General features: G+C 58.3%; 18 protein-coding genes. 7 read left to right on the plus strand and 11 right to left on the minus strand.

The features are described from left to right. The first annotated feature begins 123 nt into the window (after positions 1 to 123). A complete protein-coding gene (locus DW180_RS00065; protein WP_022095123.1) occupies positions 124 to 531 on the plus strand; it encodes a GtrA family protein in 408 nt (135 codons plus the stop codon). A 159-nt stretch (positions 532 to 690) separates the two neighbouring features. Here the strand turns inward: DW180_RS00065 and DW180_RS00070 are convergent, their stop codons facing one another. The 7 genes from DW180_RS00070 to DW180_RS00100 form a co-directional block, all read right to left on the minus strand. Beyond that, positions 691 to 1,593: a DUF4430 domain-containing protein gene (locus DW180_RS00070; protein ID WP_233545116.1), complete on the minus strand. Its 903-nt coding sequence runs from the start codon at positions 1,591 to 1,593 to the stop codon at positions 691 to 693. Between the two features lie 9 nt (positions 1,594 to 1,602). Continuing rightward, positions 1,603 to 5,412, minus strand: a complete 3,810-nt coding sequence (locus DW180_RS00075; RefSeq protein ID WP_158557028.1) for a DUF4430 domain-containing protein — start codon at positions 5,410 to 5,412, stop codon at positions 1,603 to 1,605. A 430-nt stretch (positions 5,413 to 5,842) separates the two neighbouring features. Then, the gene (locus DW180_RS00080) at positions 5,843 to 7,606 is read right to left on the minus strand and encodes an AarF/ABC1/UbiB kinase family protein (RefSeq protein ID WP_117770611.1); all 1,764 of its coding nucleotides are present in this window, start codon (positions 7,604 to 7,606) and stop codon (positions 5,843 to 5,845) included. Between the two features lie 8 nt (positions 7,607 to 7,614). Continuing rightward, the gene (locus tag DW180_RS00085; protein ID WP_117583986.1) at positions 7,615 to 8,031 is read right to left on the minus strand and encodes a hypothetical protein; all 417 of its coding nucleotides are present in this window, start codon (positions 8,029 to 8,031) and stop codon (positions 7,615 to 7,617) included. A 99-nt stretch (positions 8,032 to 8,130) separates the two neighbouring features. Continuing rightward, positions 8,131 to 9,654 (minus strand): C69 family dipeptidase, encoded by a 1,524-nt coding sequence (locus tag DW180_RS00090; protein WP_117758761.1) that lies wholly within the window; start codon positions 9,652 to 9,654, stop codon positions 8,131 to 8,133. A 354-nt stretch (positions 9,655 to 10,008) separates the two neighbouring features. Continuing rightward, positions 10,009 to 10,863 carry a bifunctional 5,10-methylenetetrahydrofolate dehydrogenase/5,10-methenyltetrahydrofolate cyclohydrolase gene (locus DW180_RS00095; RefSeq protein WP_117564484.1) on the minus strand — a complete coding sequence of 285 codons (855 nt, stop codon included), beginning with the start codon at positions 10,861 to 10,863 and terminating at the stop codon, positions 10,009 to 10,011. 2 nt (positions 10,864 to 10,865) lie between these two features. Beyond that, positions 10,866 to 11,498: a cyclodeaminase/cyclohydrolase family protein gene (locus DW180_RS00100; RefSeq protein WP_158565224.1), complete on the minus strand. Its 633-nt coding sequence runs from the start codon at positions 11,496 to 11,498 to the stop codon at positions 10,866 to 10,868. Positions 11,499 to 12,048: 550 nt separating this feature from the next. Here DW180_RS00100 and DW180_RS00110 point away from each other — a divergent pair. From DW180_RS00110 to DW180_RS00120, 3 genes are all read left to right on the plus strand, one after another. Beyond that, positions 12,049 to 12,477 (plus strand): hypothetical protein, encoded by a 429-nt coding sequence (locus DW180_RS00110; protein ID WP_117758758.1) that lies wholly within the window; start codon positions 12,049 to 12,051, stop codon positions 12,475 to 12,477. 240 nt (positions 12,478 to 12,717) lie between these two features. After that, positions 12,718 to 13,311: a hypothetical protein gene (locus tag DW180_RS00115; protein WP_117757781.1), complete on the plus strand. Its 594-nt coding sequence runs from the start codon at positions 12,718 to 12,720 to the stop codon at positions 13,309 to 13,311. 307 nt (positions 13,312 to 13,618) lie between these two features. Further along, positions 13,619 to 16,099, plus strand: a complete 2,481-nt coding sequence (locus DW180_RS00120; RefSeq protein WP_117758757.1) for a phosphatidylinositol-specific phospholipase C — start codon at positions 13,619 to 13,621, stop codon at positions 16,097 to 16,099. Between the two features lie 92 nt (positions 16,100 to 16,191). Here DW180_RS00120 and DW180_RS00125 read toward each other — a convergent pair whose 3' ends face one another. After that, entirely contained in the window at positions 16,192 to 16,461 is a 270-nt protein-coding gene (locus tag DW180_RS00125; protein ID WP_117758756.1) for a hypothetical protein, read from the minus strand. A 168-nt stretch (positions 16,462 to 16,629) separates the two neighbouring features. Here DW180_RS00125 and DW180_RS00130 point away from each other — a divergent pair, with 168 nt between their 5' ends. From DW180_RS00130 to DW180_RS00140, 3 genes are all read left to right on the plus strand, one after another. Next, entirely contained in the window at positions 16,630 to 17,679 is a 1,050-nt protein-coding gene (locus tag DW180_RS00130; protein WP_117758755.1) for a YhcG family protein, read from the plus strand. A gap of 63 nt (positions 17,680 to 17,742) precedes the next feature. Then, positions 17,743 to 18,531 (plus strand): ADP-ribosylglycohydrolase family protein, encoded by a 789-nt coding sequence (locus tag DW180_RS00135; protein WP_118236857.1) that lies wholly within the window; start codon positions 17,743 to 17,745, stop codon positions 18,529 to 18,531. A 32-nt stretch (positions 18,532 to 18,563) separates the two neighbouring features. After that, the gene (locus DW180_RS00140; RefSeq protein ID WP_117758753.1) at positions 18,564 to 18,785 is read left to right on the plus strand and encodes a hypothetical protein; all 222 of its coding nucleotides are present in this window, start codon (positions 18,564 to 18,566) and stop codon (positions 18,783 to 18,785) included. Between the two features lie 509 nt (positions 18,786 to 19,294). Here DW180_RS00140 and DW180_RS10620 read toward each other — a convergent pair. From DW180_RS10620 to DW180_RS00150, 3 genes are all read right to left on the minus strand, one after another. Next, a complete protein-coding gene (locus tag DW180_RS10620; RefSeq protein ID WP_089572150.1) occupies positions 19,295 to 19,465 on the minus strand; it encodes an SHOCT domain-containing protein in 171 nt (56 codons plus the stop codon). Then, entirely contained in the window at positions 19,392 to 19,763 is a 372-nt protein-coding gene (locus DW180_RS10125; RefSeq protein WP_147338930.1) for a DUF1499 domain-containing protein, read from the minus strand. The genes DW180_RS10620 and DW180_RS10125 overlap by 74 nt, the downstream gene beginning before the upstream one ends. A gap of 116 nt (positions 19,764 to 19,879) precedes the next feature. Continuing rightward, entirely contained in the window at positions 19,880 to 21,217 is a 1,338-nt protein-coding gene (locus tag DW180_RS00150; protein WP_117758752.1) for a hypothetical protein, read from the minus strand. Between the last annotated feature and the right edge of the window lie 99 nt (positions 21,218 to 21,316).

The raw sequence follows: 21,316 nt of genomic DNA on the forward strand, positions 1-21,316 counted from the left end.
TTTACGGATTAGCTCTTGAAAATTTGACGAGTTCGTATAGTTCTTGGCAAAGACCTTACGTTTCCCTTGCAAAAGATCTAAAGTATCCCCTGCTCGATTCATCAACGCATTGGATGTGATTACGTGCGCAAGGCGCTGGCACAACCTCATACCAAGCAGTTCCTCAAGTTTGCTGTCGTGGGTCTTATCTCCTTTGGCATCGACTGGGGCATGCTCATTGCGCTCGTCGAGCTGTTTCACCTCGACTTTTTGATGAGCACCACGGTTTCGTTTATCACGTCCGTCGTGGTCAACTACTGGCTCAGCATGAAGTACGTGTTCGACCACCGCGAAGGCATGAGCCGCAAGCGCGAGTTCACGATCTTCACCATCCTGTCGGTGATCGGCCTGGGCCTCAACGACCTGTACATGTTTGTGGGCGTCACGTTTTTGAGCATCGGCTACCAGGCCATGAAGGCCATCGCCACGTTCCTTGTCACCTGGTACAACTACTTCAGTCGCCGCTTCTTCCTCGAGGGCGCACGGTCGTAGTCGATTCACTATTTGCTTGAATGTATAACCGGTTGGAATTACCGTTCCAACCGGTTTTTTGTTTGCAGAGAGACCCGGCGACCCAGTCCCATTCGCATGAAAAACGGGCGGTCCGGATGTTGGTCCGAACCGCCCGTCTGGCGCGCTATGTCGAGGCCTCTAGCCCGTTACGTAATACCAAACGACGTTGTCGCCATTGGAGAGAACGTAGTTACTGCAGGCCGTCATGGGCGTTGCGCCGTTGACGGAGTACATCCAGCCGCTCGTGCCGCCGTACTGTTTCTCGGCCAAACCACCAATCGCGGAGACATACGTACCGTACGACGAGCCATGTGCGTTGACAGAAAGGCCCAGCGCGCACAGGGCATCGTAAACGGTGGCGCCTTCGTTAAAGGTAAAGGTGCCGCCAGAGGACACGGGATTGCCCACAGCGCTCGATGTAACCGAAACCGTCACTGTTACGTAGCTGGACTCCTGTGAGCCGCTTTGGCTGCCCGAGGAGGCATTTCCACCATTAGAGGATGAGGCTCCATCAGACGACTGGCCACCGCCCGAAGAAGCACCGCCAGACGCATTGGAAGTATCACCGGCTCCCGTATTTTGGGCAGCGGATTTATCGCCAGACTTCTTGCCGCCCCGGTCCTCGGACTTCTTGCTATCCGAGTTTTTGTCCGATTCCTTGTTTGAAGACTCGGAATCGTCCTTGGCGTCGTTCGAACCCTTGGGCTCGTCTTTTGCATCATTCGAAGATTTGGAATCCTTGGAACTAGCCTCGCCCGAAGCGGCAGACGAGCCAGACCCCTTGGTGTCCTTGGCGACGACGCTCTCCCCCGTCACGGTCTGAACGATCCAGTCAATGGACCAGGCGCCGCTCTCGGAAGGATGGACGAAGCCCAGCGAGACGACGATCAGAATGGTGCACGCGGCAGCAAGAACGCCAAGGAGCGCCTTGCGACGAGAGGCGGACGCCGCCGAAGCGGCGCCCTGTTGCTTTGCATCGTCGAACTGAATGAACGAGGAATCTGGTTGCTTGGGGTCAGCGTCCTTGGATTTATTGGACACAACCCTCACCTACCGACGTTTGGTGAACACGAACACGCCGACGATGGCGAGACCGATGACGCCGGCGGCAACGCCAACAATGGCGAGCGGGTTGGTGCCAGTCTCCTGCTCGGAAGCACTAGAGGACTTCTTAGCAGTGGTCGTAGAAGCAGCACCCGTATCGGACTTGGAATCGGACTTCTTGTCGGACTTCTTGTCGGACTTGCCGTCCTTCCTGTCAGACTTCTTGTCAGACTTCTTGTCAGACTTCTTCTCGTCCTTCTTATCGGACTTATCGGAGTCCTTCTTGTCGGACTTGTTGTCCTTGGTCTCGGTCTTGGTCGACACCGTCGTCTTGGTCGTCGGCTTATGACCCGGGGCGACAGCGCCGCCCTTCGAGCCGGAGCCGGAACCCGTGCCAGTGCCAGCGCCAGTGCCGGAACCAGTACCGGTACCAGAACCGCCGCCGCCATTCGAACCAGCGCCGCCATTACCGCCAGGGTTAACGGCATTCTTGGTCCACTTGGCATACAGCGTCAGATCGGCCGTCACCGGCGTGCTAAAGTCATACGCCTGCGTGCAAGCCTCATCGGTATACCAACCGCCGAAAGTGTAGCCATCGCGCGTCGGATCGGCCGGCTTGACCAGCTTGCCATCGGCCGTAGCAACAAACTTAGTGTCGCAAGCAGACCCGCCGTTGGAGTTAAAGGCAACCGTCCAAGACTCGACAGCTCCAAGTTTAAACAGCGTGCCCGAATCATTGATGTAGTAGAGATTGCCAGAAGCATCGGCAATGACCGGAGAGTCACAGTACTGGTAATGGCCAGCCGCATCATAAATCTGCGTCGCCTCTGCATCGCCGAGCGTATAGCGATACACGCCACCACCAGCAGAGTAGTTGACGTAATCCTTGCTATCCGCGCTGTTAACGGTGAAGTACACATAGGTCTTGCCGCCCTGAACACTCACCAGCGGAGTAGCAGCAATACCGTTGAGGCCAGCCGGCAGCGCCTTGCCGTCGGCAGCAGCGACCATCGTGGTCTTACCCGTCTTCAGGTTATAGAGAACCAGAGCAGAGCCAGTAGCCGTCTGTCCGCCGACAATCAGATTGTCACCAGACACCGCAGGGGCGCTCAGATTATTCGTAAGGCCCAGATCAACCGTCTTCTGTTCACTCAGCACGCCCTTCGCCGAAAGCGAAATCACATGGAGCTTTCCGTCGTGCGTCATCTGATAGAAGGTCGAACCATTGGACGGATCGGCAATGCAATCGGCATTTGCGACAGCGCCGAGCTTCATGGTCGAAACGACATCGCCCGTCGTCTTATCAATGCACTTAAGCGTACCCGCGCTCGTAGGAACGATGGCATACTTATCCGTCAAAGCCGCACCAGTCCAGTAATAGCCCTCGGCAGGGTCGATGTTCTGCCAAGAAACTTCGCCCGTGGCAATCTTAATGCGCGCAAAGGAGCCGTTGCCGTAGGTCGCGTTGTAATTCTCGTCATACGAAATATCGACCGAGCCTACATAGACGTACTCGCCGTCCGAAACGACGGTGCAGGAGCTCTGCGTCAAGTCCGTCAAACCAGGCGTCAGCCACTTGCAGATCAGCTTGTCTGCAGTAATCGCCTGGACCGCACCGCCGTTGAGCGGAACGATGATAAGGCCATTGGTATAGATCGGACGAGAGGTATAGCTCACCTTGGAGGCAAGCGGCGCAGAGGCAACCTTTTTGCCCGTGGACGAATCGATCTTAATGAGCTCGTTCTCGGTCGCGATGTACACAAAGCCGTTAGCAATGACAGGCTCGCTGCAGTTGGCATACTGCTGACCAGACTCGGCCTTCCAATCGAAGGCCCACTTAAGACCGGCGGCCTGCGCAGGCGTCTTGGCATCCGTTACGGTCGAACCGTTGCCACTGTTGCCGTAGCCGGCCCACTCGGCATCCCAATCAGGAGTCGTCGCGCTCGGATCCACGACAATCTTGTCGGGATCGGGCATGGGAGAATTATCGGTGGTATAGGCAAGCGTGACCTTATCGCCGCTCTTGAGCGTAATCTGATTGGCGCAGAGTAAGGAGGGCTCTCCGTTGATATACAGATGCCAATATTTATTGGTCGCAGCATCCCAACCATACGGCTTGTGATCGAACGGCGAAGTAATGGAATTCAGGAACCAGTACTCACCACTCTGGGAGCCGTTGTACGCAACGCCCTTGGCCTTCAGAACTGCCTCAATAAGGTTCTGGGCCGTGGAGCCTTCGGGCAGAGAAACATTGCTTGCCGTGCCCCAACGCGTATTGTTCCCGTTGACATCGGGACCGATAACATCGGCGGATCCAAGCACCTGACCGGGGAGGGCATCGGCGTCAGCACCATACATAAAGGTGACGGCGTCACCCTCCTGGAGCTTGTAGGCACCGGCGCCAACGTCGGCGAACTTGCCATTTACGTAGAAGCGCCAATAGCTATTGGTCGCAGCATCATAGCCACAATAGGACTTACCATCGAAGGGCGAATAAATGCCGTTGAGGAACCAGCCCCAAGACGATTCGCCAGCATCGAGAGTAAGGCCGACCTGCTCAAGGAGATCCTTGGCAGTGGAGCCTGCCTTGAGACTCGTCTGACCCGTCGAAGCCCAAACCTGCTGCTTGCCGTCCTTGTCCTTACCGAGAACCTGAACAGAAGCATGGACAGAATCGGACGGCAACTGGTCGCCCCAGCCACCGTAGAACCACGTGACGGTATCGCCGGCATGGATGGTGACATTGTCCGCCGTATAGTCACTCGACTTGCCGTTGATGAACAGCTGCCAATAGGTCGAATAATCTTGGGGCGTACCCAGCTCAACACCGTTGTACTTAAGGCTCAGAATGAAGGAGCCCGCAGCAACGGCGTCAATGTCGTTCGCCTCGAGTGCGACCTTCGTAAGATCAAGCGCGCTCGAACCGGACGTCACCACATACTGCGCATTATCGACCCAAGTCTGAGTCTTGCCCTGGGCATCGCGACCAATGACGGTCACATTTGCGGCAACCTGGTCTTTAACGACAGGGGACGAGCTACCAGCCGTATAGGCAAACTCAATCTTCTGCCCCTGGGTGAGCTTGACGCTGCTCGCGCCAACCGAGGAAGACGCGCCGTCGACGAACAGCTGCCAGAAGGCATAAGTCGTCGGATCGAAGGCAAGCGTACGGCCATCGCTCGGGGATGTGATGCTTTTGAGGTAGAAACCGTATGCCGTGTTCGGATCGTAGTCTGCCTTGAAGCCCGTCTTCTGCTGCAGCTTAACGAAGGCATCCGCAGCCGTCGCGCCCTCGTCGAGCTTGAGCTGCGTGGGTGCCACCCAGGTCTGAGCCTTGCCGTCGGCATCGGTGCCGATAATCGAGAACGAGACCTCGACCTGCTTCTTGGCGACATCGCCGGTTTCTGTCGGGTTCTCTGTCTGGATGGCAGCCGCGGCGGCAGATCCTGCTTGGCCAGCGGATGCCGTCGAAGACTGCTCGCTCGTGGCAGGGCTCTCCCCCGTCGCCGAGCCTTCGTCGCCAGTTGCCGCCTCAGTTGTGGCGACACTAGTTGCAGACGCGCTCCCAGAATCCGAAACCTCGGCGCCGCTCTGCTCAGCGGTACCGCCCGCAAGCGCTGCGTCCTCGCCCGGCGTCGCAGCCTGAGCCACAGCCTCGGCAATGCCCTCAGCGCCCTCGGCCCACAGCTGAGCCGGCGTGGTGCCAAAGGCCATCGCGAAGGCCAGGAATGCCACCAGGCCGCGCTTGGCTACATCGCGCGCAATCGCGCCACGGCGATGCGAGACGCGCTGGCGCTCGTCCTCAAACATATCCATTTGTCTCCTACTGTCTGTACTTGGAGCGTTGCCTTGAGACTGCCCCACGTCATCGCGCATGTTGCGCTCGAGTTCCCCCATCGGGACCCCCTTCCCTCCAGAGCCCTATGCACACCGGCGGCAAAAGCCGCAGCCGCATGCAAGACGGGAGGCGATCCGACTTAACCTTAACGACTCGGGCACGTCGTCCGATCTGCGACGCGAGCATCCCGAGCCAAGAGGAATTACGGTTACTGGTACAGCCGGGGACTTGCACCCCGATTCTCCCAAATGCGCAGGATAACCGCGCATTCGTGCGTCTCCGCACCACCATCTAGGCCATCGATTATTACCGTCAAAATGGTATCACGCAAAAGGGCCTCGCACGCAGGCGAAGCCCAAGGTAAAAGCTATTGTTTGCGATAGGAAAATGCGGTGACGGCCGCAGCCTCTAGTGCCTGCCGCCGTGACTGTTGAGCCAGATATTGCGGCCCAGCATAAGCGCCAGCACCAGCGCGCTCACGTAGCCCATAAAGCCAATGACCGGGATACCAAACACAACCGGCTCGATGCGCGCGTAGTACACCACCGACGAACCGATAAACAGACCGGCGATCACAATTGCCATCGACATGCGGTCGATAATCCCACCTAGCTGTCGCAGCGCCTTATCGCTGCTCATGATCTGCGTGTTTACCTTAAGCTGGCCGCGCGTAAGCATGCGCGAAGCCAAGCCCAGATACTCGGCCGCCTCGAGCGAGCCTTTTGCCGCGCGATAGCTGCTCGCGGCAAGATCGCGTCCCATATCACGCACGCGCGCATAGGTGCTTTTCTCGTTTTTAATGTGCGTTTGGATGATCTGGATCATGTTGACGTTGGGCATGTACTCGGTCAACAAACCCTCGAGCGTCACCATGCCGCGCGCGAACATCGTCACCACGCTCGGCAGCTCAACATCATTCTTACGCGCGAGGTTTAACAGCGAGGTCAAAAACTCGCCGATATCCAGATCCTTCAGGTCAAGGCCCGCAAAGTCAGCCACGATAAAGTCAAGGTCGGACAAAAACGCTGAATGATCGAGCTCGGCCGAATCGCCACGCGTCACGGCGAAGCGCATGAGCGAATCCTTGAGCTTGGGCACGTCACCCTCGGCCACGGCGAAAATCATGTCCTTGACGATACCGCGGTCGTGACTCGACATACGCCCGACCATGCCCAAGTCGATAAAGTAAACGATGCCGTCCTTGAGAATGATGTTTCCCGCATGCGGGTCGGCATGGAAAAAGCCGTCGTCGAGCACCTGCGTCGAGTAGTCCTCGACAATCGCGGCACCGATCTTTTCCAAGTCATAGCCCTCGGCCACCAAGCGTTCAGGATCGGCGATCGAAATGCCGTCGACGTAGTCCATAACCACCACGTGCTCGGTGCACAGGTCCAGATAGGATTTAGGGCACGTCACGCCATGAACGCTCTTATGGAACTCGTAGAAGTCGTTGAGGTTTTTGGCCTCGGCCAAAAAGTTGGTCTCCTCGCGAAACGAGGTCCACAACTCCTCGACTACGCCGTGCAGGTCAACGAATTGATCGGTGTTGACGAACTTGGAAACGATACGCACCACCGAGCGGATGATATCGATGTCCTGCGCCATAACCTGCTGCGCACCGGGGCGCTGCACCTTGACGGCCACGTCCTCGCCCGTCACCAGACGAGCGCGGTGCACCTGCGCGAGCGATGCGCTACCAAGCGGATTGGGATCGATCGCATCGAACATCTCCCCCAGGCGCAGGCCGTATTCTTCTTCCAGACAACTGAGTACGACCTCGTACGGCACCGGCTCCACGTCGGAGCGCAGACGACGCAGCTCGTCGCAAAAGCGTTGCGGCAGAATCTCGGACCGGTTGGCCAGAATCTGCCCCATCTTGACGAACATGGGGCCGAGTTCCTCGAGCAGGCGGCGCAAACGAACCGGCGTGAGGTTATCCCACACGCGGTACTTTTTGACCAGGCGAACAATCTGTCCGATGCGTTCGCGACGACCCGCCGGCGTGAGCTGGTATTCCTCGTCCGGCGCCATCGCGTCGGGCTCTTCGGGCACCATATCGACAGCGCGCGGCTTTTTGCGAGCGCCCGAGACGGCGGCATCGACCTCATCGACAACCGCCGCCTCGTCACCCAGAGGATCTAGATTGTTGTAATCGGTGGTGGAATCTGCCATCTGCGCTGCTACTCGGCCTCTTCGGTATCCTTCGCATCGTCGGGCTCAACGGACTCGACGGGCACCGAGGTCACGTTGTCCTCGACTGAATCGACGATGTCGCGCACATGGGCTAGGAAGGCCGTGCGCTCGGGGGCGGTCATAACGCGGACGCGGGCAAGGATGAGCTCGTCGAGCACGCGCTGGGCCGCGGTCTCGCCCTGCATGCCCAAGCGCTCGGTCAGATCGGAGATGGTACCGCCGGCCTGCTCGAACATGTCGGACACACTGCGGGCGATATCGGGGGTGGCGGTGTCCTTGCGGACCTGCTCGCCCTTGGTGTTAAGGTCGTCGAGGACCTTCTTGCCGCCTTCGACAGCAACGGCGGCAGCGCCAAAGCCCACGTTAATGGCGCCGTTAACAAGCTGATCGAGTTTCATAACCATGGTTGTCTCCAATCACAAACAACTGCATTGGCGTTCTTGTACCCAAGATTGAGCGAAAGCGACAAAGCGTTTTAGCGCTATTCGATTGACGGGAAATCCCTACCTCACGTTGTCGTTCATCGCGAAAGAGTTCTTCATGGCGCAGCTCGTGGTGTAGAGCACCTTGCCCAGTAGAGCATCGGTCTCCACGCGAACACGCTCGGCAAAGGCCTCATTGGCGCGTGCAAGCTCGGCAGGCACTTCGGCCTCGGGCAGAACGGCTACGGCAGCGTCGATGTCATGGATCTGCTTGTGGCCCATGCCACCGACCTTCTCCTGATAATCCTCGACCGCGCGACCGCACTCATGGAAGCGGACGTCAGCCAGCGCGCCGATCAGGCGGTTGGCCCAGTAGAAGTTTTCGGACGTCACGCGAGCCTGCGTGTCGGCATAGTACTCGGGCATGGTCTCGACGTTGGCGTACAGCGGAACCAGCGCGTTAAACGAGTTGGAGCCAAACGCCATCCACTGCACGGCGCGATAGGCCGGCTGTGCATAGGGACGCAGCTGCAACACGGCGAGCTGGCTGTTGCGGTTGATGCCGATGGGGCGATAGGCGCCACGCGTAGCGGGCGTGCCCTTGCTACCGTAGCAATCGTACTCCGTGCCCTGGTAGTGGCTCGAGAGTACGTACTTGATGTCCTCGATGGTCACCTTGCGCTCGGGCACGCGGCTCCAGGGGATATCGTCGCTCTCGGGCGTGTAGTCGGCGTCGGGGCCATCCCACACGTCGCTGGGGTTGAGACAGCGCTGCATGTACCACGCGCGCGGCGTGTTGTAGACGTGGTCGCTGTCGCTGTGCGAGCCAAAGGCCTCGCGCGGGTTAAAGACCGCAGCCGGGCCGTCGCCCTCGACGCCCAGCGTCAGGTCCAGATGCCACTCGGCCATCCAGGCGCGCAAGTCGGCGGAGCACATGTGATCGGCCTGGGCGCCCTCGGCGTCATCCAGGTCAAAGCTGTCGATACCCAGCTGGTTGGGCATGGTCACATAGGCGTCATCGGGCACGCGCTTGGCGATCCAGTGGTGACCGCCGATGGTCTCGAGCCACCAGATCTCGTCCACGTCGCTAAAGGCGATGCCGTTGTTCTCGTAGGTGCCATAGCGCTCGAGCAGGTCACCCAGAATGCGTACGCCGTCGCGGGCGGATTTGGCATATGGCAGCACCAGGGTCACCATGTCCTCCTCGCCCAGACCGCCGGGCTGCGCCGGAACATAGCCGTCCTCGTCCTCGTTGCCCTTGGCGGGCACGTAGTCGACGAGCGGGTCGGCGCCGCGAACGCGCTCGTTGGTGGTGAGCGTCTCGGTTGCGGACATGCCCACATTGAGCTCGTTGAAACCGGCCTCGGCCCAGATGCCGTGGCCCGGGACAACATCGGGGACGCTCGTGTAGCGCATGGGGTTATCGGGCAGTTCAACGGTCAGGTGACTCAGGACGCTCGTGTAGACGCGCGGCTGCTCGTCGGGATGCACCACGCGCATACGCTTGGGCTCAAACACCCCGTTGGACGAGTCCTCGTTGCGGGCAACCAACGTCGACCCGTCGTAGCTCGCGTTCTTACCAACCAAAATCGTTGTGCACGGCATGCGCATCCTCCTTGAGCGAAGAAATCAAACGATAACAGTGTATCGCTTCGGCGCAGAAAGGGCGAAACCGCGGCGCTGGCAACCCCTGTGGTCAAAAAATGCCAAATGTGAGTACTGTCACCAATTTAGTAACATCAATTTTGCTACGTATGGGTGCCAAAAGTCTACATTTGTTCAAAAATTAGATGATGTAATTCCTCATAGGTCCAATAAAATAGGCTCTTTATCGATAATAAATATCGTTAGAGAGCCTATTTGACCTAAAGAATATGTGACTATCTTGGAAACAGTACTCATATTTGGCATTTTTTGTCCACGGGGTATAGAGCTAACCCCTCAAACAGCCCAAAACGCCTATTTCGATGCGCGCTCGGCCGCCTCGATCACGTGTTTGGCGAGGATCGCCGTCGTCACAGCGCCCACGCCGCCCGGCACGGGCGTGATGGCGTTAACGACCGGCTCCGCAGCATCAGAATCGACGTCACCCACCAACTTGCCAGCGGCCTCGTCCCAATTAATGCCAACATCAATGATCGTCTGGCCCTCTCGAACCGCATCCACGTCAATCGTACGCGCGCGTCCAACGGCGGCAACCACAATGTCGGCAGCACGGCACTCGGCAGCAAGGTCGTGCGTATGCGTATGGCACGTCGTCACTGTGGCATTGCGAGCCGTAAGCATGGCGGCAACGGGACGGCCAATCACCAGCGACCGACCAACGACCGCGACCTTGGCCCCATCCAGCTCAACGCCGTAATGATCCAGCAAAGCAAGCACGGCTTCGGCTGTGCAGGGGGCAAAACCCTCGCCGCGCCCCGAAAGCGTGGTGAGCAGCGAAGCCGGCGTCATGGAGTCAACGTCCTTGGCAGGATCGAGTGCCGCGGCAACCGCGTCCTCGTCAAGGCCGGCGGGCAGCGGGCGGAACATCAGGCAGCCATGAACAGACGAATCGGTATTGATGTCCTCGATGGCCGCCAACAGCTCGTCCTGCGAAACATCGGCGGGAAGCAAAACGCGGCGAGCCTCAATGCCAACCTTTTCGCAGCGCTTGAGCGCACCGCGCTCGTAGGATAGGTCGTCCTCGCGTTCACCCACGCGCACGATAGCCAGCGTCGGCACAACGCCGCGCTCGCGCAAAGCCACGCAGCGAGCAGCAAGTTCCTCAGTCAAAGCGCGAGCAACGGGGGCACCCTTCAGCAGTTCAGCCATGGCTATCCCCTCTTCCTTGCGGCGTCGGCGGCGCGGCGCGCCAGCGCATCGGCGCGCGGCAACCACATGTCGAGCAACTCATCACACGCCGTCTCGAGCTCCTCAGCACGAGCGCGATCCTTCATAGACGTGGTGTTCGCAAAGAGCGTCAAGCTCGCGCCCTGCATAGCGGAACGGCAGAACACGGCGCCGCACGCCACATCGGACAGCAGCTGACGCGAACCCTTGTCGGCCATGTCCTCGAGCAGCGCCAGCGCACGCCCGCAGGCATCCATAATGCGATACGGCGGCATAGCGGCCACATGCAGCGCATCCTGAATCGCGGTCGCTCGAGCCGGATCGTCACGCGGAATACCGTACGCCGCGGACACCTGCCCATAGGCACGAACGTCCTCGGCAACCAACTCGACAAGCTCCTGGGCCAGCTCATCAGCCTGGGCAAACGCGCGCGTCAGGTCATCCGCGCGATCGGCAAGCGCGGGGTTGGTCGCGCCGTAGCGCGCGACCATCCCGCACAGCGAGGCGCCCAGCGCACCCACAAAGGCGCTCGCGCTGCCGCCGCCGGGCACCGGCTCGCGCGCGGCAAGCGCCTCGGCAAACCCGCGGCAGGTCTTGTCCATCATCTCTTGGCTCATACGCATGCACCTTCAAGTCATATACATCGGTCGGGTGGCAACCGCCGACCGACCGCATCGATCACATAATGGTGCTAAGTCTAGCCCATAAGCACATGGGCGTCAGCGCACCTGGCCATCGCGGATTTCTATGACGAACGATAGGCCATGCCAACGCAAACATGGGACACATGGCCCACGTTTCGAGACTCCCGGGCAGCGGCAACTGGGGCATACATATAGGTAAGGAGCCCCATGTTGGGGCAACGCTCATCACGGCACCGGACGACGAATGGAGGAATCACCGCACAGCAAACAAAGTCATCATGTGCACGCGCAACCGCCGCCCCAGCGATCCGCGGCACACGATGTCCCTGGCAGACAAGGAGGACACCACCATGAAGAAAAAGACCCTATCGATCCTTTCCCTTTGCGTCGCCCTCTTTGCCGCATTTGCCCTTGTCGGCTGCGGCGGGAGCGCATCGGGCGGAGGCGGCAGCACCGCCAAGAGCGAAAGCAAGGAAAAGGCCCCGTCGCCAAGAAGACCGACTTTATCTGGTTTAAGGTCGAGATGCCCGAGGGCGTCGGCGTAAGCGACTCCGCCGGCAAGAATGCCGACAGGGTCCAGCTCACCTTCCCCGAAGACGAGAACGCCTCGGCCGATCGTTTTATCCCCGTTTGGAAAAAAGCGCTGACTGCCGAGGAATCCCACGCCGACCAGGCGGAAAAGAAGGGGGATACGTTCCAGTGGAAGGATGGCGGGTCCGTCGAGTATAACGGCAGGACGTGGCTCGTCGGAACGTACGAGGACAACAGTGGCATCACAACCCTCCTCTTTACCGACGTTGAGCCGGGAAGCGTCTACGTCCTCATCTCGAACTTCGACCAGCACAAGAAAGAAGCCGAGGCGCTCCTCAACTCCATCGAGTTCCCCGATGACATGGCAGAGGCAGTTTCCGAGGCACGCGAAGTCGAGATTTCGAGCATCGAGATCAAGTAACGGGACACCCGCACGCGCCTACGCGCACCAGCGCGCATGCGCCCATTAAAACAACGGGCGCCCAACCCGGGGAGGGCCGACAGCATCGGCCCTCCCCTCTTTTGGACCCGCGCATATTGCCACTTGTCGGCGCAATTCCAGCCCTCAGAATGGGACACATGGCCCACCCTAGCGAGCCGTCCACGCGTACAGTAAAGGCAGGTAATCCATGGGCGGTTACAGATCGAGGAGGACACGACCATGAAAAAGAAGGCCTTTGCGATTCTCACCCTCTGCATCAGTCTCTTTGCCGCAGTTGCCCTGGTGGGCTGCGGTGGCAGCGGTGGCGCTACCGGCAGTGGCGGTGGCGGCGGAGCAGAAAAGCCAGCCGTGGATATGAGGACCGACTTCATTTGGTTTAAGGTCGAGGTTCCCGAGGGCGTCGAGATCACCGACGTTGCCGGCGACACCGCCGACAGGGCCCAGTTTAAGTTCACCGAGAGCGAGCATGCGAGCGACCGCTTCATACCCATCTTCGACCCCGATAAGAACGCCGACGAACTGTTCGACTACGAGGCAAAGTGGAAGGCCAACTCCGGATGGACCGAGAGCGACCCCGTTAAATACAACGGCAAGACCTGGCGCAGTGCTTACTTTACGCACTCGGGCGGCGTAACGACCGAGTGCTTTACCGACGTTGAAGGCGGCAGCGTTTACGTGCGCATCGACAACGTCGAGGAGCACAAGGACGCCGTCGAGACCATGATGAAGTCCCTGGAATTTGCCGATGATATCGCCAAGGCCAAGACCGAGGCCATGGACGTCAAGCTCGAGGATATCGAGATCAAGCGCTAAGCGACTGGCGAGCGCAGCGGGAAACACGAGCGCAGCGCAAACAAGCGACGGTACCCCAGCGCTTCGTACTAAGGGAGGGCCGGTAAACCGACCCTCCCTTTCTTATGCCGGCAGCCGACGAACGCGAAGATGCCGGGCGGCAAAACCGCCCCCCCAGCGCGGTAACGGCACAACATGAACAAGCACCCCAGCACGTCCGCTCGCCGATTTATAGCGCCGCGCAGACAATTGAGCCGACACCTTTAAACATCCGGGCAGTAAAGTGACCAAAATAAGTGCATAACCGCACCCTGCGAATGGAGGAGTTATGACCGAACATCATGCCATCAGTCGCCGAGCGTTTACGCTGGGCCTTGGACTCGCGGCGTTGTCGCCACTTGCAAGCCTGCCCGAAACCGCCACGCTGGGCATTAGCCCGCGGACAGCCTTTGCGGACGGCACGGCCGAGTCAGCGGCCACCCTCGACAATTTCGTCATTCGCCTTCGCCCCGCGGGCTATTTTCGCACCGCGAGCGTCAACGAAGACGGCAACGTCATCGGCAACGTCTGCCACCTGTTTAATGACGGCACGTCCAGCAAGCTCATCCTTGAGCACGTAGGGACCGATGCGGACGGCACAAACTGGTATGCCATCCGCACCCTGCTCAATTTCGAAGAGCACAAGAAGACGGGCTACAGCATTTGGTCGGTCGATGGCGACTCGGACAAAGATGGAAAGGTCATCCACGTATGGAGTGGCGAGTACGACCATAAGGACAGCCGCGCCTATACGTTCGACCGCCAGTTCGACGGAACTTATATTATTCGAGACCGCATATACACGAAAAACGGTATTAACTACCTGGCCATAGAATCGAAAGGCAAAGACCAAGACAACAACAAGATTTGCCAAAAGAAATATTCCATTCCGTGGGAGCTCGAGCTTGTCGGCTACAGCATGGACAAGACCAATGCCACAGTTAGCAGCATCGACTGGACCACGTATAGCAGCTACGTCGACGGACCATGTTGGATGAGCCACGTCGAAGGCAACAAGTACCTCGACGAGCTGAGCATCCCGGGCACGCACGATTCGGGAACTTGCAGCGTGGACAACGACACCGAACCCCAATCCTCGCAAGCAAAGTGCCAGCAGGACTACATCCCCACGCAGTTGCTCGAAGGCATTCGCTATTTTGATATCCGACTCGGAAAAGGCGACGACCCCGGCATCGACCATGGAAGTTGCTACCTGCTCAAAAAAGACGGGCACTTCATGCATCTCTCCGATGTCGTTGGCTACTTCAAAAAGTTTTTGAACGAAAATCCGTCAGAAGCTCTCATCATGCTTGTATCCCGAGGCAACAACGAGGCTACTGACGAGAGCCTTACGACGGCTTTCGCCAAGGTTTTGGACGACAACCCCAAACTGTTCTATACGTCGAGCCGCGTTCCCACACTGAACGAGGTGCGCGGAAAGATCGTCCTGCTGCGCCGATTTGGACTCGCCGGCGACAGCGTAAGCGGCCACACGTGGGGCCTCGACCTAACCGAATGGGACAGCAAAATCGCAGCACACCCCAGCAGCTCCTCTATGTGTCTCGTCCAAAACGCGCAAGGCTTTGAAGCCGCAGGGGAAACAGGCGACAAAAAAGCCTATTGCACCAAGGTATATGCCCAGGACCATTACGAATGCACCGGAACCGACAAGATCAGCTGGGTCGATATGGCCCTGCAGGAGACGGCTAAGCTCACCCGCAACGAGGTAGATGTAGAGGACGATAACGGGGCCAAGGAGCAAGTCCTGGAGCGCTGCTGGTCTATCAACTACACCAGCTGCACGAATCACAAGCAAGGAAGCAACCCATTTACCGCAGCGCGAGTAGTCAACGAGCATCTGTACAAGAGCCCGTACATCAACCCCAGCGACAACGAGGAAACAAAGTCAGATTACCTCAAGCACATTGGCATCATCGCATCCGACTTTGTTGATGCGGCGCTGGCCCGGAGCATCTACCAGCGCAATTACGATTACGATACACAGCACAAGCAGACAGCTTCGTACTACCTCCCGAGCCGCATGCGCATGACGTACGGCGACTCGCTGAGCGATGCCTCGCTCCAGGATGGCAAGACCGTTGGCGAGGGCCATTTCCGCCTTGTCGACAGCAGCAACGTACTCAACGTGACGGCTTCGGGCCATGCGTTTGCCATCGAATATGTGGATGTCGACGCCTTGGGCAACGAGACCGTTACGGAGCTGCGGGGCTCCGTGCCCATCGATATCGATCCACGCGCGCTGACACCCCACTTTGAGGGGCTCGAAGGCCTTAAGGCCGGCGAGGACGTGCGCGCCAAGATTGCGGCATCACTCGAGGGCAAGCTCGAAACCGATGCCTGCACGGCCCAGCTCGAGTTTGTGCACGACGCGAACGGCGCTCCGGGCACGGCAATGGCCGAGGGCGAAACATTTGCCGCAGGGACGTACTGGGTGCGCGCGAAAGGCCTTTTGGGCGACGCGGCACAGAACTACACGCTCGCCAGCGATGGAGCCGCAAGCTTTACCGTAGCGGCCTCGGGCAGTGCAGGCGGCACCGGCAGCGGCACGGGTTCCAACGCAGGCGGCGCCGACAAGAACGGCAAGGGCAACAAGAGCGACCAGGGCAAGAACTCGGCCGGAAAACTCGCCGACACGGGCGACGGCTCCGGCATTGCCGCCGGGCTCGCCGCTGCCGCCGTGGCGACAACGGTCGCTGGCGCTGCAATGCTTGCCAGTGACCGCGACAATACCGAGGACGTTAACGAATAGGCAAGCCAGTCTTTTGGGCGCATTAACTCAATCGGGGCGCAGAATACCGTTCTGCGCCCCGATTTTTACCTTGGCCCGAACGCCGCTATCGGCTACATCACCATGTTCAGAGCTTTCACAAATTCCTGGGCCTTCGCACGGCTACTCAGGCTAAAGACGCAAGCGGTCAACAGCCTGTTACGCAGGAAAACGTCGCGACCCTTGATCCTGTTGACCCCCGTGATGTCCTTAAGGTAGACAATCTCGGTGTGCCTGTCGCCAAAAGTGCCCTTCTTGAGCACCTCGATACGATTGGGGTAGATCTTAACGTCTTTAAACCTACCCGAACCTTTGTCCTGGAATAGCAGCGTGTTGTTGTCCATACGTGTCACTCCCGTGGGGTTCGCTAAAACTGTCTCTATTGCCACATTTTAGTCACCGCAAGGCTCCCATGCGAAGGTGCCAGACAGCACAGCAATTCGTGTCCGCGCGAGGCTTTAAACTAGATGCGATATAGATGCATTCCACAAGAGGAAAGTGGGGCGACAGTGATGGGCGAACTGGTAAACCGCGGGGAATCGACAATCGTGCCAGAAGTTTTTTACAAGCAGGTTTCCTCGATCCTCAACGCCGCTCGCGACAAGGCCTATACCGCCGTTAACTTTGCGATGGTTGAGGCATATTGGGAGATCGGCAAGAGTATTGTTGATGAGCAGGGCGGAGAGGAGCGCGCCAAGTATGGAGAGGCGCTGCTCAAGGCCCTCGCAATCAGACTTACCAAAGATTTTGGTAAAGGTTTTGAAGCAAGAGAGCTGCGTAAAATGCGTCAGTTCCATCTTGCATTTCCAATTCGGGACTCACTGCGTCCCGAATTGAGCTGGACACATTACCGCAGGTTAATACGCATTCCTGACCCCGAAACTCGAACATGGTACATGAACGAATGCGCCGATTCTCGCTGGAGCACGCGTCAGCTCGAACGCCAGATCAACACCATGTTCCGAGAGCGCCTACTTGCCAGCAAGGACAAGGAGGTCGTCACCCAGGAAATCCAAAAGAGCACCCCGGCTCATCGTCCCGAGGATATCATCCGCGACCCATATGTGCTGGAGTTTTTAGGTTTCTCGGACGATACTGCGTTTCGCGAGAGCGATCTAGAGCAGGCGCTCATCACACATCTTCAGAAGTTCCTGCTGGAGCTTGGCCGTGGCTTCGCTTTCGAGGCGCGCCAAAAGCGCATCACCTTTGATGGGCGCCATTTCTATATTGACCTTGTTTTTTACAACTATCTGATGCGCTGCTTCGTGCTCATCGACCTTAAGACCGATGACCTTACGCATCAGGACCTGGGCCAGATGCAAATGTATGTGAACTACTACACGCGTGAGCTCATGAACGAAGGCGACAATCCGCCCATAGGCATCGTGCTCTGCGCGGACAAAAGCGATTCGATCGTCGAGTATACGCTGCCCGAAGACAACGACCAAGTGTTTGCCGCCAAATACCTGCCGTATCTTCCAAGCAAGGAAGAGCTGGCGCGCGAGCTGAGTGCCGAGTACCGCGCCATCAACGAAGCGACTAATGGCGAAGCGCAAGGGTAGCAGCACGTTGCGACCGATACCCCCGACGGAGTTTCATATCCCCCGACATAAGAGGAGCGCTCCATGACAGGCAGACCGAAAACAACACTGCGCGACTGCATCTATGGGCTTGCCGTCGGCGACGCGCTGGGTGTTCCCTACGAGTTCAGGCCCCGCGGCACGTTCGAATGCGCGGACATGATCGGCTACGGCACGCATGGGCAGCCCGCCGGCACCTGGAGCGACGACACATCTATGACGCTTGCTACCTGCGACTCGATTAGGGAGCTCGGGCATATCGACACCGCGGACATGAGCGACAAGTTTGTGAGCTGGATTGCCCGTGGCGAGTATACGGTCGACGGCGTTTTCGATTACGGCGGTACGACCGCTCGCGCCCTGCGCACCGGCAAAGGAGGCTCCGGCGAGCGCGACAACGGCAACGGCTCGCTCATGCGCATCGCGCCCCTGGCGTTCACCGATGCGACAGACGAAGAGATCAGCGAGGTCTCCGCGATTACGCATGCCCACAGAACGTCAACCGACGCATGTATCATATTTGTCGAGCTGATAAGAGACGTGATGAACGACGTGCTCCCCTCGTGGGCGCTTCACCTGAAAGGCGCGCCCGAGCACGAAATCAGGTCTGGCGGCTTCGTGCTTGACACGCTTAAGGCTGCCACCTGGTGCTTTGTGAACACCAACAGCTACGATGAATGCGTGCTTGCCGCCGTCAACCTAGGCGACGACGCCGACACCACCGCAGCCGTCGCCGGCGCCCTCGCCGGCACGGTATACGGTATCGAGGCCATCCCGCAGGAGTGGGTCGACACCCTGCGCGGTAAAGAGTTGATTGAGAGCTGCCTGTTTTAGGGCGCCATTCAAGAAATAAGGCAGGAGGCATCATGGAGAGGAAGGTCGCAAATATAGACGAGTTCCAAGTGGACGAAAACGGGATTCCGCTATTTCCAGTAGGACTGAAGGAAGAAGCCAGCCTCTATATCCTCCCCGACGGGCGTTACCTCCCCTGCGGGGTCTACAGGACCGCGGACGGCGGTTCGATCATTTATGAGCCATCCGAACTAAGCTTCTTCGGACAGATGCTTGCTCAATTCAAAGAGTACTAGAGGTTTGATCGCCCGTTAGATCGACACTGCTCAAAACCAGGGGGCAGGCTATCCTCCACCGCGGCCCGTGAGGTAGAATTATGCCTGCCGCGGAATCCGCCTGCGGGCAACGCTCTAATCTCTGATTGGGGTGAAGCCTATGAACTTGTTTCTTGAAATCCTGCGCCTCTCGATGTATGTAACCGGCATCGTCCGGAACCTCTACTCGATCTGGCGGGAATATAAGCAGTAACGGATAGCGAAGGGAGTCATGCAAAGGGCCGGTTGCACCCGGCCCTTTAGACGATAATACCTGCGTTGCCCGCGCTTCCAAAGTTGACCGACTGAGGAGCGGGTTCCGCGGCACATCCTGATTTTACCCAGTGGCAAGGCTCTTTTACAGCCGTTCCACCGTTTATTTACATCTGCCAATCAAGACGAGACTACTACGCACCTTTATTACACACGATATTTTCAGCCTGGTATAACCAAGTTCAATAATAGAATGCAAATCCAACCACCGTGTCTGATTACAAAAAGATTTTTGCCTTTTCTGCAGCAAACTCTTCCTCGGTAAGCACTCCACTATCACGCAGCGTTGCAAGCCTCTCAAGCCTTGCAACTACATCAATCACTATCCGCCAGCGTCTCAATAGTCTGTGAAACCTGCGGATACCGCTCAAGCTCCTTCGATAGGGCATCGACTATCTCGGCAATATTCTTTGCATTTTTGCCCCCGTTTAATACGTTTGCCCTGACCTTAGATGACGACTTGACAGTAACGCCAGATCCGCCTTCAACTGGAACAACCGAAATACTGATATTTTCGCCCCAAGACCAAAGGCTCATACCAATCTCGGCTGCAACTGTTCTTGTTGTGGGCGATGCACTATCAACTTTTACTTTAGGCAGCTTTTCCATAGCTGCCTTCAAGGCATTAAACGTGTCGTCAGGAGAATACGGTACCTGAAGCTGAAGCTGCTGATCCGCAAAACCCATAATCTGGCCTCCGCTTCTTACAAGATTAAGGCTATCGGCAATGGTAGCACGTTCCCAGCAGTCTTAAGTTCGTCTCATGACCTTGCGATGCAGCCCGACGCCCCGGCACCACTCCCCTACTTACCAAAAATCGCAGCGAACAATCCCTTGCGTTTGGGCTTTTCTTCTCGGTAGGAACCCTCAGCTGCCGCTGCAACCTGGCGCGGTTGCTCACCACCTCCACGGCGCACGATCTGGTATAGGAAGGGCGATTTAACGTATTTGACCTCGATGGGCGTGGCGTGCACGGTGCTCTCGCCGGACAGATGCAGGCTCGGGTTGAGCGGCGCCACGATATGCGTTTCGCGCTTGTCGCTAAACACCACCGCGGCCGCACGACCCGTCTGGCCGTTTACGGCGATGCGCACCTGCTCGCCGTCGCGGCTGTCCGTTGCCGGACGGTCGACAAAGTAAACCGGCACCATCACCAGGCCGTCCTTATGCTTGCGGGCCTTGCGCGCCCAAGTGCGGATGCTCTTTTTATTGAGCCCCAGCACCGCCTCGGCATCGTTGCCGGCAATGTCGAGCGCCAACTTATCAATGACCACCTGGTCCTTGGTAGACGCATCGACGGAGACAACGCGAAAGTCACCTTCCTGCATGGCCGGGTCAAACGGCCCAACCTTGGCAAAGTCCCACGGCTCCAAAATGCCCATAAGGCGAACATCCAGATAGTTTGCCCGCGGATACGCCCAGTCGAGCACCTCGTAGTACACCAGGGTTTCCTTGCTCAGGCCCTTGCCCGGGAAGCTCGCCATCATACGCAGGTCCGCCAGCGCCATGGGGAAATAGAAGAGCATCATGTCGTTTTGGATCGCGTCTTCCACGTCGTGCCCGGCAAAGGCATCCGGGTACTGGCGCACCAGCTGCAGCGCGTTGGCACGTGCCTGCTGCGGCGAAATTTCGCAGGGAATACCCTGCTCCGGCACATACTCCGCACCCACGCCCATGGTCAGACGTTTGCTAAACGTACCGGGCTTGAGCAGGTCGGCAATGCCGATCTTGTTGCCGCAGGACGGGCACTCAAACACACGCTGCGTTGACTCGCCCTCAAAGGACGCTCCGCAGAAGGGGCAGGGAATGCTCACGTGCGTCGCTTCTTGGAACTCCTGCGCCGTGCCGCGGTCCTCCCACAGCAGATGTTCCAGGACCGACTGATTGCGCCAGTGCGAATTGAAGAAATACCAGTCCGGGTCCTCCGGGCGCTCGAGTTGCGACACATGCGTGAGCTTGAGCAGTCCATCCACTACCGTCAACGGCGTATGGCGAATGCCCAAAGCGCTCTTGGGCTCTCCGGCGTCCGCCTGCCACGGAATGACCGCACCGCAATAAGCGCACTCAAAGCTGCGCTTAGCTTGGTGCGAGTACATAGGGCCGCCGCAGTTTTGACATTTAATGGCAAACATCTCGTCCATGGAAACGTCCTCCTTTGCACAGGGGCTGTCGACATAAAGTATGTCGAGCAAACAGGCACATGCCCATACCCATGTGGCCCAAAATGGACCACCCAGGCA

It is taken from the genome of Collinsella sp. AM16-21, from assembly GCF_003471905.1.
In the GTDB taxonomy this organism is placed as follows: Bacteria; Actinomycetota; Coriobacteriia; order Coriobacteriales; family Coriobacteriaceae; genus Collinsella.

Bases quoted from the DNA above. Each gene is read 5' to 3' on its own strand.
- DW180_RS10125 (WP_147338930.1), bottom strand. From the start codon at position 19,763: ATGGGTTTTGCGGATCAGCAGCTTCAGCTTCAGGTACCGTATTCTCCT.
- DW180_RS00110 (WP_117758758.1), top strand. From the start codon at position 12,049: ATGCCCGAGGGCGTCGGCGTAAGCGACTCCGCCGGCAAGAATGCCGAC.
- DW180_RS00120 (WP_117758757.1), top strand. From the start codon at position 13,619: ATGACCGAACATCATGCCATCAGTCGCCGAGCGTTTACGCTGGGCCTT.
- DW180_RS00100 (WP_158565224.1), bottom strand. From the start codon at position 11,498: ATGAGCCAAGAGATGATGGACAAGACCTGCCGCGGGTTTGCCGAGGCG.
- DW180_RS00095 (WP_117564484.1), bottom strand. From the start codon at position 10,863: ATGGCTGAACTGCTGAAGGGTGCCCCCGTTGCTCGCGCTTTGACTGAG.
- DW180_RS00080 (WP_117770611.1), bottom strand. From the start codon at position 7,606: ATGGCAGATTCCACCACCGATTACAACAATCTAGATCCTCTGGGTGAC.
- DW180_RS00125 (WP_117758756.1), bottom strand. From the start codon at position 16,461: ATGGACAACAACACGCTGCTATTCCAGGACAAAGGTTCGGGTAGGTTT.
- DW180_RS00115 (WP_117757781.1), top strand. From the start codon at position 12,718: ATGAAAAAGAAGGCCTTTGCGATTCTCACCCTCTGCATCAGTCTCTTT.
- DW180_RS00135 (WP_118236857.1), top strand. From the start codon at position 17,743: ATGACAGGCAGACCGAAAACAACACTGCGCGACTGCATCTATGGGCTT.
- DW180_RS00075 (WP_158557028.1), bottom strand. From the start codon at position 5,412: ATGGATATGTTTGAGGACGAGCGCCAGCGCGTCTCGCATCGCCGTGGC.
- DW180_RS00130 (WP_117758755.1), top strand. From the start codon at position 16,630: ATGGGCGAACTGGTAAACCGCGGGGAATCGACAATCGTGCCAGAAGTT.
- DW180_RS00085 (WP_117583986.1), bottom strand. From the start codon at position 8,031: ATGGTTATGAAACTCGATCAGCTTGTTAACGGCGCCATTAACGTGGGC.
- DW180_RS10620 (WP_089572150.1), bottom strand. From the start codon at position 19,465: ATGCCCTATCGAAGGAGCTTGAGCGGTATCCGCAGGTTTCACAGACTA.
- DW180_RS00090 (WP_117758761.1), bottom strand. From the start codon at position 9,654: ATGCCGTGCACAACGATTTTGGTTGGTAAGAACGCGAGCTACGACGGG.
- DW180_RS00140 (WP_117758753.1), top strand. From the start codon at position 18,564: ATGGAGAGGAAGGTCGCAAATATAGACGAGTTCCAAGTGGACGAAAAC.
- DW180_RS00150 (WP_117758752.1), bottom strand. From the start codon at position 21,217: ATGGACGAGATGTTTGCCATTAAATGTCAAAACTGCGGCGGCCCTATG.